The sequence below is a fragment of the Ruminococcus sp. RTP21484sp1_RTP21281st1_A8_RTP21281_210402 genome, assembly GCF_040914025.1.
Classification (GTDB): domain Bacteria; phylum Bacillota; class Clostridia; order Lachnospirales; family Lachnospiraceae; genus Blautia_A; species Blautia_A faecis.
Window position 1 is genome coordinate 1 of record NZ_JBCPGE010000003.1, and the last position, 15,955, is coordinate 15,955.

Annotated in this window: 20 protein-coding genes; 14 read left to right on the plus strand and 6 right to left on the minus strand. The window is 43.5% G+C overall.

Features of this window, described 5'->3' with window-relative positions; all coding sequences use genetic code 11:
• Window positions 1-215: 215 nt before the first annotated feature.
• The 5 genes from AB5170_RS01730 to AB5170_RS01750 all read right to left on the minus strand — a co-directional run bounded on the left by AB5170_RS01730 (window position 216) and on the right by AB5170_RS01750 (window position 3,987).
• The gene (locus AB5170_RS01730; protein WP_173772626.1) at window positions 216-1,325 is read right to left on the minus strand and encodes a tyrosine recombinase XerC; all 1,110 of its coding nucleotides are present in this window, start codon (window positions 1,323-1,325) and stop codon (window positions 216-218) included.
• 258 nt (window positions 1,326-1,583) lie between these two features.
• On the minus strand, window positions 1,584-2,765 hold the full coding sequence (locus AB5170_RS01735; protein WP_243881979.1) for an NINE protein: 1,182 nt from the start codon (window positions 2,763-2,765) through the stop codon (window positions 1,584-1,586).
• 11 nt (window positions 2,766-2,776) lie between these two features.
• Entirely contained in the window at window positions 2,777-3,271 is a 495-nt protein-coding gene (locus AB5170_RS01740; RefSeq protein ID WP_173772630.1) for an ImmA/IrrE family metallo-endopeptidase, read from the minus strand.
• Window positions 3,272-3,472: 201 nt separating this feature from the next.
• Window positions 3,473-3,556 (minus strand): putative holin-like toxin, encoded by an 84-nt coding sequence (locus AB5170_RS01745; protein ID WP_226815750.1) that lies wholly within the window; start codon window positions 3,554-3,556, stop codon window positions 3,473-3,475.
• A gap of 107 nt (window positions 3,557-3,663) precedes the next feature.
• Window positions 3,664-3,987, minus strand: coding sequence for an XRE family transcriptional regulator (locus AB5170_RS01750; protein WP_173772632.1), 324 nt, complete (start codon window positions 3,985-3,987; stop codon window positions 3,664-3,666).
• A 191-nt stretch (window positions 3,988-4,178) separates the two neighbouring features.
• Between AB5170_RS01750 and AB5170_RS01755 the strand changes: the two genes are divergently transcribed.
• Window positions 4,179-4,394 carry a helix-turn-helix transcriptional regulator gene (locus tag AB5170_RS01755; protein ID WP_173772634.1) on the plus strand — a complete coding sequence of 72 codons (216 nt, stop codon included), beginning with the start codon at window positions 4,179-4,181 and terminating at the stop codon, window positions 4,392-4,394.
• Between the two features lie 189 nt (window positions 4,395-4,583).
• On the opposite strand, the gene AB5170_RS01760 is transcribed toward AB5170_RS01755, so the two are convergent.
• The gene (locus AB5170_RS01760) at window positions 4,584-5,387 is read right to left on the minus strand and encodes a DUF4393 domain-containing protein (RefSeq protein WP_173772636.1); all 804 of its coding nucleotides are present in this window, start codon (window positions 5,385-5,387) and stop codon (window positions 4,584-4,586) included.
• 78 nt (window positions 5,388-5,465) lie between these two features.
• Between AB5170_RS01760 and AB5170_RS01765 the strand changes: the two genes are divergently transcribed.
• From AB5170_RS01765 to AB5170_RS01825, 13 genes are all read left to right on the plus strand, one after another.
• A complete protein-coding gene (locus AB5170_RS01765; protein WP_270414050.1) occupies window positions 5,466-5,594 on the plus strand; it encodes a hypothetical protein in 129 nt (42 codons plus the stop codon).
• A gap of 17 nt (window positions 5,595-5,611) precedes the next feature.
• On the plus strand, window positions 5,612-5,947 hold the full coding sequence (locus tag AB5170_RS01770) for a hypothetical protein (RefSeq protein WP_148463810.1): 336 nt from the start codon (window positions 5,612-5,614) through the stop codon (window positions 5,945-5,947).
• Complete coding sequence (locus AB5170_RS01775) at window positions 5,937-6,095, plus strand: hypothetical protein (protein WP_173772639.1); 159 nt, start codon at window positions 5,937-5,939, stop codon at window positions 6,093-6,095. Before AB5170_RS01770 ends, AB5170_RS01775 begins: the two co-directional genes overlap by 11 nt.
• A 118-nt stretch (window positions 6,096-6,213) precedes the next feature.
• Complete coding sequence (locus tag AB5170_RS01780) at window positions 6,214-6,462, plus strand: hypothetical protein (RefSeq protein ID WP_173772640.1); 249 nt, start codon at window positions 6,214-6,216, stop codon at window positions 6,460-6,462.
• An 88-nt stretch (window positions 6,463-6,550) separates the two neighbouring features.
• Window positions 6,551-6,913: a DUF3846 domain-containing protein gene (locus AB5170_RS01785; protein WP_173772642.1), complete on the plus strand. Its 363-nt coding sequence runs from the start codon at window positions 6,551-6,553 to the stop codon at window positions 6,911-6,913.
• Between the two features lie 3 nt (window positions 6,914-6,916).
• The gene (locus tag AB5170_RS01790; protein WP_173772644.1) at window positions 6,917-8,209 is read left to right on the plus strand and encodes an AAA family ATPase; all 1,293 of its coding nucleotides are present in this window, start codon (window positions 6,917-6,919) and stop codon (window positions 8,207-8,209) included.
• Window positions 8,210-9,361, plus strand: a complete 1,152-nt coding sequence (locus tag AB5170_RS01795; RefSeq protein ID WP_173772646.1) for an ATP-binding protein — start codon at window positions 8,210-8,212, stop codon at window positions 9,359-9,361.
• 16 nt (window positions 9,362-9,377) lie between these two features.
• Window positions 9,378-9,824: a hypothetical protein gene (locus tag AB5170_RS01800; protein WP_173772648.1), complete on the plus strand. Its 447-nt coding sequence runs from the start codon at window positions 9,378-9,380 to the stop codon at window positions 9,822-9,824.
• Between the two features lie 2 nt (window positions 9,825-9,826).
• Window positions 9,827-11,416: a DEAD/DEAH box helicase gene (locus tag AB5170_RS01805; RefSeq protein WP_173772650.1), complete on the plus strand. Its 1,590-nt coding sequence runs from the start codon at window positions 9,827-9,829 to the stop codon at window positions 11,414-11,416.
• Between the two features lie 2 nt (window positions 11,417-11,418).
• Window positions 11,419-13,698, plus strand: coding sequence for an AAA family ATPase (locus AB5170_RS01810; RefSeq protein ID WP_173772652.1), 2,280 nt, complete (start codon window positions 11,419-11,421; stop codon window positions 13,696-13,698).
• Window positions 13,699-13,939: 241 nt separating this feature from the next.
• Window positions 13,940-14,341 carry a RusA family crossover junction endodeoxyribonuclease gene (locus tag AB5170_RS01815; RefSeq protein WP_226837535.1) on the plus strand — a complete coding sequence of 134 codons (402 nt, stop codon included), beginning with the start codon at window positions 13,940-13,942 and terminating at the stop codon, window positions 14,339-14,341.
• The gene (locus AB5170_RS01820; RefSeq protein WP_173772654.1) at window positions 14,338-14,565 is read left to right on the plus strand and encodes a hypothetical protein; all 228 of its coding nucleotides are present in this window, start codon (window positions 14,338-14,340) and stop codon (window positions 14,563-14,565) included. Before AB5170_RS01815 ends, AB5170_RS01820 begins: the two co-directional genes overlap by 4 nt.
• Window positions 14,566-14,754: 189 nt before the next feature.
• Window positions 14,755-15,951, plus strand: a complete 1,197-nt coding sequence (locus tag AB5170_RS01825; protein ID WP_243881980.1) for a phosphoadenosine phosphosulfate reductase family protein — start codon at window positions 14,755-14,757, stop codon at window positions 15,949-15,951.
• The last annotated feature ends 4 nt before the right edge of the window (window positions 15,952-15,955 follow it).

The following is a 15,955-nucleotide window of genomic DNA, read 5'->3' on the forward strand; positions in this document are numbered from 1 at the left end:
AAAAGTTGAAAAAAAGAAACCCCTATCCCCTCAAGATTGAGGGGCAGGGGAGTTGAAGTGTCGAAGACACTTTTTTACTTTTAAGCAATAAAAAATGCGGAAGATGGGACTTGAATTAATTCCATCTTGACAGCGGAAAAATATTGATTTTATGCGGTGTTTTCAATGTGGCACTAAATACCTGTTTCAATAAAAGGGGCAGAAAAGGGGCAACTTTAAAAAATAGATACTTTTGCAATCTGTTCGTTGTCTTTCTCCGTGAGCTTTTTTGTGACATGTAAGTATATTTCTTTGGTAACCTTGCTGTTTTCGTGTCCGAGTCTCCTAGAGATGGTATCAATGCTGATACCTTGCTCCAAGAGAAGAGAGGCATGGGTATGACGCAGGGCATGTGGGGTGATAGCACGCCCTAAGACACGCTTGGAGTTTTCCCTTAAATATTTATTGTAGGAATAATAGTGTATATAAGTTCCATTCCTGGAAAAGAGAAACAGGGCTGGCTTTCCAATATTAAACATTAAGCGTCGGCGGAGCATCAGCGCATTTAATTGTTTGCATACATTTTCCAGTTCCTCCTGCATATACACATCCCTGATCGAACAAAAGCTCTTTGGAGATGTGACGATCTGGTTTATATAATCATAGTTTTTTGTTACATGGATCACCTTGTTTTTAAAATCCACATCTATACGGTCCAAGGCAATCAGCTCACCAACTCTCAGACCAGACAGCGCCATGAATTCAGTACACAGTCTCCAAAGAGTGTGATCCATTCCATCCAATAAGGCTTTGAGCTGATCTGATTCCAGGTACTTATCCTGTATTTTTTGTTTATGAGGAAGATCCTTGAAAGGTTCTATTTTCTCCAGAAAAGTAATGTCACTGATCATATCGTTACTATATCCCCAGCGGATCAGAGCGCGGAAACGAGTAAGGTGTTCATTTAAAGTGCTGTTTTCCTTTCCAGAATCACGAAACCTGCTGCGGACATACTTGGCAGTCATGTGCTCCACAATTGTACTTTCACCAAGCATTTTCATAATGGCATTGCAGGCAAAATAATTTCGGGAGTATGTAGATTGTTTAACGGTCTTTTTCTGATCTTTTCTATATTCCTCAACCAATTCTTTTAAGGTGCACTGATGATCTGGACAGGCTCCCATAGCCTGCTGGATTTTTAATTCCAAAGTCTTCTGTGCTGTTTTTCTGGACTGAGGGGTATTCTTGTCCATTGTGACAGATACACGTTTTGTTTTTCCAGTCAAATAGTCCTCATACCGCTCGCAGAATTTGAATTTGCCATTTTTCGATTCTTCAACCCACATGATATCATCCTCCTTATACGGACCATTCCGGCAGAATCACCGAGATGGTTTCTTTTTTGGTTGAGCCGGCGCAAGTGCCGGGAAAAATAAGTACAAAAATAACAGCCTGCGCGAACAAAGGTTCCGCTTGCATGGCTGCACCGAAGATGATACAATATCTTTGCTGAAAGTAGCGTACATCTTCGGATGTGCTCGCCGGTTCCTGTTGGCGCAGGAGCCGGTTTTTCTTTTATTTAGTTATTTTTAGGACTTTATTATTTACTGGCGAAGCGGTGCACCTGTATTATCGCGGAAATTTCCGAGTGCTATTTTAAAGATATCAACAATCCATCCGATGCCGAACAGTCCAAAAGTACAGGTATATAAAATACCCTTTCCAATCTTTCCGACATAATACTGATGTGCCCCAAACATCCCTAAAAAGACACATAATAGAAGAGCCGTCTTCTTTCTTTTATCACTTGTAATCGTAACATAGTTTGCCATGGAATATTCCTCCTTGTTTTGATTGGCATAAATTGCCTTTTCCTCGGTTGTTGGATTAGAAAAAGCATATTTTTGTAGTAATATTTTGCATTCTTCATTAGAAAAAGCTTTTTCAGCGGTTACTAAATCGCTAATAAGAGCTGAAAAATTTTCTTCCGAACAATATTGTTTATTGAACAGACATTGCGAATAGATAATACTTGGCAGAACTTCCGAATAGTGTTTGCGTAGGTAAAATAAGCGATTAGCAATCCATGCAATAAGAGTCGGTTGGTTTAATCGGGAATATCCATTTATGTCAAAACAAATAGTCATGCAAAAATAGCTGAATGCTTTGACATACATTTTATCGTCTTCTAAAAGTAGTGCCATATTTAAATAAGTTTCTCTTAAATCAGTATATTTAGATTGGAAAGAATACTCTAATATACGATCGTTAAAAATATTCCATATTACATCATTATCAGAATAACAGGGCGGAAAAAGTTGTCTGTGTTTATTATAAATGGACATAGGAATATTATATTTATTCAATTTGGATTTAAGCCGTTCTTCTGGCGCGAGTGTAGGACGATTTTCGCGCGAATCCCAGAAGCTATAAAGCAGTTCTTTTCCTTTATCTGTTAAAATGTAGTGTTTTTTTCCAAAAAAAGAAGAATCGAAGTTGTTAATACGGTTGATTAATTCTTGCTTATTTCCAGAGACTTTAAGGTGATGTTCATGCAAATAAGTTTTATAAACAGCTATTGTTAATAGTTTTTGATCTTCAGTGCTAGTGGATAAGCGTATTAGCCCCTCTGATATACAAAAATCGCAAAACGAGGGTCTATGAATTGTGAGATTTAGTTCTCCCTGAAAATCTTCATCTATTTTAGCATTTTTTAATCGGTTTAATGCTCGGTATTCAATATCACTAAAAGAATTTAAGCTAAAATTCGATTTTACTGTGTTCATTTAATATCCTTTTATAAACCAATAAAATGGTTTGGTTCAGCAACTGTTTTCATTACCGTAAATGTAGGCTCAAAGAAAATTATGTAATTGTCTAAAGTAGCATAAACCCCATGTATGGAATGATAACAATCCAGTGCTTCTTTTAAATATTCTTCTGTAGCATCCAGATATTCTGCCATTTCATATAAAGTACGGCATCCGGCTTCATAGGCATGCACAATCCCAATTAATCCAATTTTAAGGTTGTAACCAAAGAGACGGGCTCTGTATTCCTGTTTTCGGTTGCTGACCTCAGACTGATCAATAATGTCACCAACAGTAGTGTAGTGGTGGCCAAGCTCTTCGGCCAGTACACATGATTTTTCAGCCTGGGTTGAAATGGATTTATTGATTGCTACAGTGCTGTTACAATATAAGCCTTTTATGTTTGGACTATTAAATTCATAGTCCATTACGTCTATACCGTCCGCGCAGGCCTGGTCTTGTAATTCCTCATATGTGCTCATTGTAAACACCTCCCGCTCTAGTATATCTCAATACGTGTACAAAAATCTGTACAGCTGCTTCCCAAAAAGAAAATTGACAAATATTTTGGAGTGACATATAATATATTTAACAAGGGAGCTGGAAGGTGACTGCACTTCACCCAATCCAGCGAATATAGTTAGCTAAAAAATAGCCGTTGATCTCGCCAAAGATTAGGACGGCTATTTTTTATGTGCATATGTAAGTATGGCTACGATTAAATTAGCAAAAGTCAACATAATCATAAATGTCTCGTAATCGCTCATAAACTTCACCTCCTCCGTAAGGTGTCCGGATTAGGCAAAGAGCACGTCCCCCAGTTCCCTGGGCAAATATATTATATTGTCAATGTACATTCTGGCAGATCTGCCAATTATTTCCTTTTGTTTTTTACAAATTCTGCAAACTGGCGAATTTCATTCAATTCGTCTTCGGTGTATTCTTCGCCATCAAAATGAGCTGCAAGAGTGGTAGGTTCTTCAGACGTAAATAATAATTCTCCATCGACAAGCTTTTCCGCGTCAAGTCCTAATTCGCGTGTTATTTTAAGGACATTTGTGATGTTAGAATTTGCGATTCCTCTTTTTAAGATACTGTCTAAAGTAGTCCAAGGCATATTTATTTTCTCTGAGAATTTTTTTAAGCTTCCATATCTGGATATTATTAATTCTTTTATCTTAGATTCTAATTCTTGCATATATAATGCCTACCTTTCTTTGTATCTTTAACGCTATATTAACACTAAAATCTCGAAAAATCAATATAAATATATATAAATCAAAAATAAAATCTCAAAAATTCGAGAAAAACATATTGACAATCACGAAAAATCGTATATACTGTAAATGTAATCACGAAAAATCGTAACAAAGAGACGGAGGTGAGGAAATGTTTCCTAACTTGGAAGCTGAAATGGCAAGATCCAAGATAACCCAATTGCAGATGGCCGAAATGTTACAGGTAACACCAACGACACTTTCTTTTAAGCTAAACGGAAAGAGTTCTCTTTCATTAAAAGAATGCGTGCTCATAAAACAATTAATGTTTCCAGACAAGACACTTGACTATCTGTTTGCAACAGACGAGCAGAAGGAGGTGAGCTGAAAATAAAAAAGATAAAAGACTACAAGCAAATACAGGAAAGGAGATGAAGCAAGATGGAAATTATTGGAGCAAGTATTTTAGTGTCAGTGATCACTACTAAAATATTAGCCACCTACTATTTCAAAAAGGTAGATGGCTATGTTAAAGACATGTGCGAAATGACAACTAAGAATAATGAGAACACATTATCTATTTTACGCAAACTTCAAAGAAATTCTTGCCTAGAGGAGTGAATTGCCCTAGATATTTATGAAGATCAGCTCTCTTAGATGCGTAAAATTGTCGTGCTTTACGCGAAAATTCTAGGTAATAGTCAGTTTGCTCATAAGGCGCATAAACACTAGAGTCTGTAATTGTAGACTGAGTTTCAATTGTAACTATCCCCAGTCTGCTTAAGGAAGAAATTGAACTGCTTGCTTGTTGTATATTTACTCCAGAAAGATTGGGAATATAGACATTTGAAAGATTAATTTCAAACGTCTCTCTAAATTTATTCGCAGTAGAGCTACTCAGAACATAGTCAACAAGTGGAAAACTGTAACGTGGATTCATGCTTTTTAAAATACGTGCATCTAAAGGGCTCATTTGTTTAATTATTTCGGCGAATGAAGGGTGAACTTTTTCAACATAAGCACAGTTTACGGACTTACTGATTAAATTGACGAACATTTTGCGAAGTTCTTCTGATTCGATACAGTATTTAGAATTTTCAAGTGCTTGAGCAGTTGTTTGAATATCCGGCTCAATAAGGTTTTCGGGAGGGACATTAGCAATTGCCTGAGACAATTCGTAATTGTATATCTCCAAATCATGGGCATATTTCATGCGGCGTTTATTAGCTTGGTGAGAAATTCCTCCAAAAACTAAAAACCATGCATCAGATAGAGTTTGACCAATTGATTTTGTTGGGGCATCGGAGAGATTTTTTAAAGCATTATCAACTGAATCTGGAAGTTCAGGAATATCAAAAGGAAAAGAATTTTTTTCTGACATTATTAGTACCTTCTTTCTTATGTATTTGGCATGACAGTACCGATATTTACAGAATAGGAGTGTAAGGAAGAAAAGTCAATGAAATTTGGAGAAGTAACAGAAAAGGAGATGAGGAAGATAGAGAATACAGCATTACTGATAAATTTATTTGCAACGCTGTTGAATTCGATAGCAATAATTTGCCTTGCACTTAGCATGAGAAGATAACGGGAGGTAAATAAAAGATGGTTTACACAGAATCCATACGGGGATATCCGTACATGAGAAAAGAGCAGCTTACAAAAGAGTTCCAGATTAGTGCCGGAACTGTGCGGACAAGATTGTTTGAAATTGAAGATGAAATCAAAACAGGGCGTTATAACGATTATGCCATTATCCGGGATGGAAACATTGTCCTGATCAACGTTCTGGTGTTCATTGATTATCTTACTTATCGGCGCCAGCTTCTGGATCGCAATGCCAGAAAGTATGCTCCGGCATTTCATCCGGAAAAGCTGGTACAAATGATTGGCTGGAGCAACCGGGCTGTTGTGGAAGGAGAGACTGGGAATGAAGCGTAACATAATCATATCTGTCATCATAGGCACCCTTGCTACATACCTGCCGTTCTGGCAGTGGGACGGACTGCAGGTTGCAGGAGCACTGGCATTATCAATGCTTGCGTGGATGCTGATACAGGGCACAGAGCCAGAAGGGAAGAGAACATGAGCGTTGGTGAATTAGTTGCGCTAGGAATTTTAGTTGTAATTTGGATTCACTCATTACTGAAAAATTAATGAGCAGCAATGTAGCCCAAAAGAAGAGCCAAGCCGGAAGGGAGGAGGCCATGATTTTAGAAAAAATGATAGATGAGTTGTATGAGCTTTCGAAGAAAACTATAGCAAGCGGAATCCATATAAGTTTCGAAATAGGATTAGCTGGATATCCATGCCGGGTTTGGGTGGAGGAACCAACAGAAAGTAAAATGACTACTTATGATATTTATCGTGACGAAGCGCTGATGAAAGAATCCGTTAAAAACTACGAAGCAGCCAGGGAGCATCTTACACGGTTGTTAAAAGAAAATGGATCCTGAGAGTTGGGAGCTCATCAGGATCCGGTGTCCAAATGGACAAAAACAGTTTATCACCCTCTTATTGTAGAGGAGAAAGAGAGAAAAATCAATGAAAACATTAAAAATTTCAGCAGATAACGAAATCTCAATCATTGATGTGAATTTTGACGATTTCAAGAGTATTCAAAAAGCTTTAGGAGGCCATTTTGAAACTGTCCATACTGTCAAAATGAATAATTACTTTCAGGGACCAGTGATTATGTTGGTAGATGAGGAAGGGCATTTTAAGAATTTGCCATTAAATCGTTTTGGAAGCTGGATGTACGACATGCCAAGACATGGTTCTCCAATCTTAGGGGATGCGCTCCTGGCGGAAGCGCGTTATGAAGATATTATGGCAGTGCAGGAACCAGAAAAACTGATGGAGAAACTGCTAAATGATTTTGAGTTTTTGAAAAAGGAGAAAAGATAAGATATGAGCATGAAGATTAACCGTCTCGAAATCGAGAATGTAAAACGTATCAAAGCAGTAAAGTTGGAACCTGCACAGAACGGCTTAACCATCATTGGCGGAGATAACCAGCAGGGCAAAACCTCAGTTCTGGATTCCATCGCCTGGGCACTTGGCGGGGAACGTTACAAACCTTCCCAGAGTACAAGAGAAGGCTCCATGGTGCCGCCGAACTTACATATTGTGATGAACAATGGTTTGGTAGTGGAGCGTAAGGGAAAGAATAGTGCCCTCAAGGTTACGGACCCGAATGGTCAGAAGACCGGACAGCAGTTGCTTAATGAATTTGTGGAACAGCTTGCCCTGGATCTTCCAAGATTTATGGAAGCCTCCGGAACAGAGAAGGCAAAAGTGCTTTTGCAGATCATTGGCGTGGGACCTCAGCTTGCAGAACTGGAAAAGGAAGAAAAAGAGCTTTACCAGGAGCGTCTGTATGTAGGACGTACCGCTGATCAGAAAGAGAAATTTGCAAAAGAGCAGCCTTATTACCCGGAGGCTCCAAGAGATCTGGTGTCACCCTCTGAGCTGATCAGACAGCAACAGGAGATTTTGGCAAAGAATGGAGAAAACCAGAGAAAACGCGATCAGGCTGCACAGCTCAGGGAATCTGTGAAGCGTGCCCATGAGGAAGTAATCAGATTGTCTGAGCTTCTGGAAGCAGCCAAGCAGAAACATCTGCAGCTGGTAAAAGATCTGGATATTGCAGAGACTTCTGCAAAGGATCTGACGGATCAGTCCACAGAAGAACTGGAAGCTAATATCTCCAATATCGAGGAAATCAACCGTAAAGTCAGAGCCAACCTGGATAAGGAAAAAGCGGAGGATGACGCCAAAGAGTACCGTACCAAGTACGACAATCTAACAAAGCAGCTGGAAGAGACAAGGGATAAGAAGAATGAGCTTCTGACTTCTGCAGAGCTTCCTCTTCCAGAGCTATCCGTAAAAGATGGAGAGCTGGTCTATAAAGGCCAGAAGTGGGACAACATGTCCGGTGCGGAACGTCTGAAGGTTTCTACCGCTATTGTCCGCAAACTGAACCCGCAGTGCGGTTTCGTTCTTCTGGACAAGCTGGAGCAGATGGACAGAAAGACACTGCAGGAGTTTGGAGAGTGGCTGGAAGCAGAAGGACTCCAGGCAATTGCTACCAGAGTTTCTACTGGTGATGAGTGCAGCATTATTATTGAAGACGGTTATGTGGTTGGACAGGAACATCCGGAAGAACCACAGCCAAAAGCATGGAAGGCAGGTGCATTTTAAATGGAAATTATCAGAGGCGTGATCCCCTGTGCAAAGAAGGTGGTCATTTACGGACCAGAGGGAATTGGCAAATCCACTTTTGCCAGCAAGTTCCCAGATCCGGTGTTTATTGACACGGAAGGAAGTACCAATTCAATGGATGTTGCGAGACTTCCCAAGGCGTCCAGCTGGCAGATGTTGCTGGACCAGGTGGATTATGTCCGCACACATCCGACTATGTGCAAGACACTGGTCATAGATACCATTGACTGGGCGGAATCTATGTGTATCCGGCATATCTGCGACAAGCACAGAAAGTCCGGTATTGAGGACTTTGGTTACGGAAATGGTTATGTTTATGTAAAAGAAGAATTGGGGAAATTCCTCAATCAGCTGACAGAAGTTGTAGAGGCTGATGTCAACGTGGTCCTTACTGCACATGCGCAGATCCGGAAGTTTGAACAGCCGGATGAACTGGGAGCTTATGACAGATGGGAGTTAAAGCTTGGAAAGAAAACAGCATCCCAGACCTCCCCACTGATCAAGGAATGGGCGGACATGCTACTGTTTGCCAATTATAAAACATTCTCTATTGCGGTGGATGATAAAGGGAAAAAGAGGAAAGCCCAGGGCGGTGAGCGTGTGATGTATACCACCCACAATGCCTGCTGGGATGCAAAGAACCGCTACGGTCTGCCAGATGAAGTCCCATTCAGTTATGATTCCATCCGGACAATCATTGAGGGAAATGCCGTGCCAGTAAAAGAAACACAGCCAAAATCCGTACCAGCGCAGCAGCCGGTACAGGCTCAGCCAACTGTACAGCCTCAGCCGACTACGGTACAGGAAGCTACAAAGACAGAACCTGCTGTTACTGTTGGGGAGCAGATGAACCTTCCGCTTAATGAACCACAAAAGACTCCGGAACCGACAGCAAGGAGCAGCACCATTGATCCCGGAATCCCTAAAGCTTTACGTGACCTGATGGAGAGTAACCAGGTAGATGAATGGGACATCCAGAACGTAGTGGCAGCAAGAGGGTATTATCCCTCTGATGTAAAGGTGAAAGATTATGACATGGACTTTATCAATGGCTGTCTGATCGGGGCATGGCCACAGGTCTATGGAATGATCAAAGAAATGAAAGCGACACAACAGGTGCCGTTCAATTAAAGGAGGATAAAAATTTATGGCAGCAGAAGGAAGAGAGTTAGGCTGGGAGGATTCCATCAAACAGGATGCCCAGGATTATGAGCCAATTCCAGAAGGGGATTATAACGTAACAATTGAGAAATTTGACCGTAGCAGATCTAAAGGTGAGGGTAAGCTCCCTCCATGCAATATGGCAGTTGTTTATTTTACGGTGCATGTTCCAGAACGTGAGGTTACCATCCGTGAAAATTATGTACTGCATACCAGTTTGGAGTGGAAGCTGTCTGAGCTGTTCCGTGGCGTTGGCCTTAAGAAGGAGGGAGAAGAACTCCGTATGGACTGGAGTGCACTTCCTGGCAAGACTGCGCGCGCTAAGATCGGACTGAAGCCTGGAATTAAGGATCCAAACAAGAAGTTCAATTACATTGAAAAGCTGTATCCAAAGGATACCAGTAAACCTGCATTTACACCGGGAGGCTTTTAAAAATGGAACTAAGGCCGTATCAAAAAGAAGCGAAGGAAGCTATTTTTGAACAGTGGGACAGCGGGGTGTTAAAAACCCTGCTGGTCCTTCCTACAGGCTGTGGAAAGACTGTGGTATTTGCCAAGGTAACAGAGGAATGTGTCCGTAAAGGTGACCGCGTACTGATCCTGGCACACAGAGGGGAACTGCTCGATCAGGCAGCAGATAAGCTGATGAAGACAACCGGGCTTGGATGTGCCTTGGAAAAGGCAGAAAGCTCCTGCCAGGGCAGCTGGTTCCGGGTAGTGGTTGGCTCTGTACAGACATTGATGAGAGAAAAGAGGCTGGGAAGTTTCCCGGCTGATTATTTTAATACCATCATTATTGACGAAGCCCATCACTGTATATCTGACAGCTATCAGAGAGTGCTGCAGCATTTTCCGGAAGCACAGGTGTTAGGCGTAACGGCAACGCCAGACCGTGGGGATATGCGGAACCTTGGCGTATATTTTGAATCCCTGGCTTATGAGTACACCCTTCCTAAGGCAATCAAGGAAGGATACCTGTCCCCGATCAAGGCGCTGACAATTCCACTCAAGATCGATATGAGCAACGTTTCTGTACAGGCAGGGGACTTCAAGGCAAGTGAGATTGGTACTGCGCTGGATCCATACCTGGAAGGAATTGCCCAGGAGATGCAGAAATACTGCATGGATAAAAAAACTGTGGTATTTCTGCCGCTGGTAAAGACCAGCCAGAAGTTCCGAGATCTCCTAAATGCTTATGGTTTCCAGGCGGCAGAAGTAAACGGAGACAGCCAGGACAGGGCTGAGGTATTAAAAGATTTTGATGCTGGTAAATACAACGTGTTATGTAATTCCATGCTCCTGACAGAAGGCTGGGACTGCCCGTCAGTTGATTGCATTGTGGTATTAAGACCTACAAAGGTAAGAAGCCTTTACTGCCAGATGGTGGGACGTGGCACAAGACTTTCACCAGAAACAGGAAAAGATCATCTGTTGCTGTTGGATTTCCTTTGGCATACAGAGCGGCATGAACTGTGCCACCCCGCAAGTCTGATCTGTGAGAATGAAGAAGTAGCCCAGAAGATGACGGAGAACCTGGAACGAGAAGCCGGCATAGCTATTGATATTGAAGAGGCGGAAAAGACTGCCTCAGAAGATGTAGTCGCACAGCGTGAGGAATCCCTGGCTAAACAGCTGGCAGAGATGAAAAAACGGAAAAAGAAGCTTGTAGATCCACTGCAGTTCGAGATGTCTATTCAGGCAGAAGACCTGTCCAGTTATGTTCCGTCTTTTGGATGGGAGATGGGACCGCCATCTGACAAACAGAAGCAGACATTGGAAAAGCTGGGAATCATGCCGGATCAGATTGAGAATGCAGGGAAGGCAGCTAAGATTCTTGACCGTTTGGACAAGCGTAGAAATGAGGGACTTACTACCCCGAAGCAGATCCGCTTCCTGGAGGGCAGGGGATTTAAACATGTGGGGACCTGGCAGTTTAACACAGCCAAGAATTTAATTGACAGGATTGCCGGGAACGGATGGAAGATCCCGAACGACATTGTACCACAGGAATATAAAGGAGCATAAACATGGAGCAGAGGACAAGCCTTACAGAGATAATTGAATACATCGATCCCGGTTCCCTGAGCTATCAGGACTGGGTGAATGTCGGAATGGCACTGAAACTGGAAGGCTATCCGGTAAGCGTCTGGGATCAGTGGAGCCAGAAGGACTTTGGACGGTACCATGCCGGAGAATGTGAGAAGAAGTGGAGAAGTTTTTCTGGTTCCTCCTCTCCGGTAACTGGTGGGACTATTGTACAGATGGCAATGGAGCGCGGATGGGTGCCGGAAAAAGGCCATGAACTGGACTGGAACGATAGTATACAGGTAGACAGTGACCGTGTAGTAGTGGATAAGAACTGGCTGGAAGGCAGGGAGATCCAGGAACCAAAGAACTGGAACCCGGCAGAGCAGCTGATCACATATCTGGAAACCCTGTTTGAAGCTGGGGAAAACGTAGGGTACGTAACTGGAAGTTGGGAAAAGACAGACGAGAAAGGTACCAGATGGCTTCCACAAAAGGGAAGCTGGGACCGTACTGCAGGACAGCTGATCGAGCAGCTGAACACCTGCAAAGGTGACATAGGGGCAGTGCTTGGCGATTACAATCCGGAAGCTGGCGCGTGGATCCGTTTCAACCCACTGGATGGAAACGGCTGTAAAAACGAAAATGTAACAGAATACCGGTATGCTCTTGTAGAATCTGATCACATGGAAATCGACCAGCAGAACGCCATCCTGCGTGAGCTGGAGCTTCCCATTGCCTGCCTGGTGTATTCCGGAAAGAAAAGCCTTCACGCAATCGTGAGGGTGGATGCAGCGGATTATGGCGAGTACAGGAAGCGCGTTGATTATCTGTATGAAGTCTGCCAGAAGAACGGGATTGATGTAGATACCCAGAACCGGAACCCTTCCAGATTGTCCAGGATGCCCGGTGTAGAACGTGGGGAAAAGAAGCAGTTCATTGTAGATACCAACATAGGAAAATCCTCCTGGAATGAATGGTATGAGTGGATTGAAGGTGTGAATGATGATCTTCCGGAGCCGGAAGGTCTGGAAAGTGTCTGGGACAATCTTCCGGAGCTGTCACCCTGTCTCATTGATGGGGTGCTTCGTAAAGGGCATAAGATGCTGATCTCTGGACCATCCAAGGCTGGTAAGTCTTTCCTTCAGATTGAACTGTGTATCGCCATAGCAGAGGGCAAGAAGTGGCTGCAGTGGCATTGTGCGCAGGGACGTGTGATGTACGTGAACCTGGAACTTGACCGGGCGAGCTGTCTTCACCGTTTTAAAGATGTATATGAGTCCCTTGGCTATGTCTCAGACAACCTGCAGAACATTGATATCTGGAACCTTCGAGGAAAGTCTGTGCCTATGGATAAGCTTGCACCAAAGCTGATCAGAAGGGCAGCAAAGAAGAATTATGTAGCGATCATTATAGACCCGATTTATAAGGTCATTACTGGTGATGAGAACAGTGCCGATCAGATGGCGAACTTCTGTAACCAGTTCGATAAAGTGTGTACAGAGCTTGGCTGTGCCGTGATCTACTGTCATCATCACAGCAAAGGAAATCAGGGCGGTAAGAAGTCCATGGACCGCGCTTCTGGATCCGGTGTATTTGCCCGTGATCCGGATGCACTTCTGGATTTGATCGAGCTAGAGCCGACAGAGGCATTGATGAAACAGGAAGAAAATAAGGCTGTCTGTGGAACTTGTAAAGCATATCTGGATGCACATTATAAGTGGCAGGATGACCTCTCACAGGACGATCTGTTGAGCAGTGCACAGATGTTGGGTTACTGTGAGGCACACCTGGATAAATGGCAGAAAATAGCCCTGGATAAGCAGATAACGGCTGCGAAAGCGGAAGTACAGGCGCGTACTGCATGGAGAATTGAGGGAACCTTAAGAGAGTTCCCGAAGTTTGATCCGGTCAATATGTGGTTCGATTATCCGGTACACAGGATTGATCAGGTAGGAAGCCTGAAAGACCTGCAGCTGGAAGATGATAAGCCTGCGTGGGAAAAAGCGTCCCAGAGGCGAAAAGAAAATGCTCAAAAGAACCGTGAGCGTAAGTTAAATGAGTTTGAGATTGCATTCCAGAATATTGAATTTGATGGCCGTGAAATTTCTGCTTCAGAGCTGGCAGAAGCACTTGAAACAAGTGCAAAAGAGTTACTTTCCTGGCTGGGAGAAGGCAAGCGTCAGAAGAAAGAATTGCGGAATAAATTTGAAAAATATTTTGGTGAAGATGGAAAAACATACATCAGGAGAAAGGGTGCGCAGGAGTGCTCACAACCATGATACAGAGTAGTGCGCAGAACCATATTTTTTATAATGATGTTCACGGTGCGCAAAACCATTATTTTTATGGTTGTGAGCAGTGCGCAAAAATGGGGGGTGCGCAACCATATACTACGTATATGTGTATGTGCGCACCCCACCTAGCGGGGGTAGGTAGTCGTGCGATAAGCTCACGCACGACGACCACCCACCCCCGCACTCAGGTGGGCACCATACCTTGATCACCTGAAAAAAGGAGTTGATGATTTTGGAATTTGAGTTTTTCATGGCAATGGTTCCGCCGACTGTAACCCATCAGGAAAAACAGGTCAGGGTTGCCGGAGGAAAGCCAGTGTTCTATGAGCCACCGGAATTAAAAGCAGCCAGACAGAAACTGGTGGCATATCTTGGACAGCATGTACCAGATGAACCATATCACTGTGGAGTCAGGCTGATCACAAAATGGTGCTTCCCCAGGGGAAAACATTTGGATGGTACCTACAGACTTTCCAAACCGGATACGGACAATCTGCAGAAACTATTAAAGGACTGCATGACGAAAGTTGGTTTCTGGGATGATGATGCACTGGTGGCTTCGGAGATCGTGGAAAAGTTCTGGGCGGAAGTCCCTGGGATTTATGTCCGGATCGACAGGCTGCCATGATCTGGCTGACACCCCAGGAACGAAAAGCTCTCTGGGAAGAATATCCAGAAGTACAGGAGCTGTATGAAGAGTACAACGGTATTCTTCCGGAAGATGCTGGAGCCTGGGAGAGAGTTGCAGAACGTTGTCACCAGATTAGAGAACAATGCCAGACGATGCAAGTAGAAGTTGCACTGCTGGATGTAGTGTGGCAGCTGGAATGTCTGGCAAAGAAAAAAAGATAGTCAAGCAAGAAAGGAGCCAGCCTCCGGCCGGGGCAATGGTATACCGGGCTTCTTGGAAAGATGAATTATATCAAAGACATTGAGTGTACAAAGGATACTCCTGTGATATATGGACACGAAGATACGCCTATATACGGGCAAGGTAAACGGATAAAGCCGAAAGTATCAGGTCGCAAGGATTCCGAACACATGAAAAAAATATACCTGGAAGAACTTCTCCCCCTGGAAGAATACGACATGATCGCGGTACTACTGTCCGGAGGAAAAGACAGTATAGCCTGTTATTATAAACTCATTGAGCTGGGCGTGCCGAAAGGAAAAATTGAACTATGGCACCATGACATAGACGGCGGGCACCCGTCCCGTAGAATGGACTGGCGTTGCACACAAAATTATGTAAAAGCATTTGCAGAAGCCGAGCAGGTACCGCTGAGATTATCCTGGCGGGTAAATGGATTTTTTGGAGAACTTTACAGGATCGGCGCAAGTGAGCCGGTTGAGTGGATGGACCCGGACACCGGGGAAATATGCCAGTGCAAGCTGTCTAGGAAATACATACAATGCCAGGAGCTGAAAGAGATCGCCACAGAGGAAATGGAGGAGAAACTCAAAGAGTACGGTTACAGAATGAAATTCCCAGCAAAAACAGGAGATTTGAGCCGTCGCTGGTGCAGTGCATACCTGAAAATTATGGTTGCAGACTCCGTTATGAACAACCTGAGCCAGCTGGGGGAACTTGAAGAAATAGGTGGGAAGCGCCAGAAGTTCCCGGCCAAGGGCGGAACTCATCAAGGTCGTTGGTGCAGTGGAAACTTGAAAGCTGCCGTGCAGGACAGCGTTACAGCGAACCTGGACAAGACCAGCAAGAACGTAAAAATACTGGTTGTTTCCGGAGAGCGACGCGGGGAATCAACAGGGCGGTCAAAGTACAACGAAATGGAAATACACAGAACCAACGCCACAGCCAAGGCACACAGATTAGTACACCAGTGGCGTCCGGTTATTGACTACTCAGAAAAAGATGTGTGGGAAGTATTGAAACGCCACAAGGTAAATCCACACCCTTGTTATAGAGCTGGTTGGAACCGGTGTAGTTGTGCTATGTGCATATTTTCGACACCGTCACTGTTTGCTGGAATTCGGGAGATAATGCCAGAAGAGTACGAACTTTTAAAGAAAGACGAAGAAATCCTCGGCTTTACTCTGGACAATAAAAAGGATCTGGATAACTTTGTGGGAGATGCAGAGTCTTGTGTATATCATGGAGATGCCAAGGCGCTGCATAGCCTGGTAAGTGGAGAGTTTGAAACAGCAGACATTTTTGTAAATGGTTCATGGAGGTATCCAGCCGGAGCATTTCATGGAGCAGAGGGAGGACCATGCTGATTAC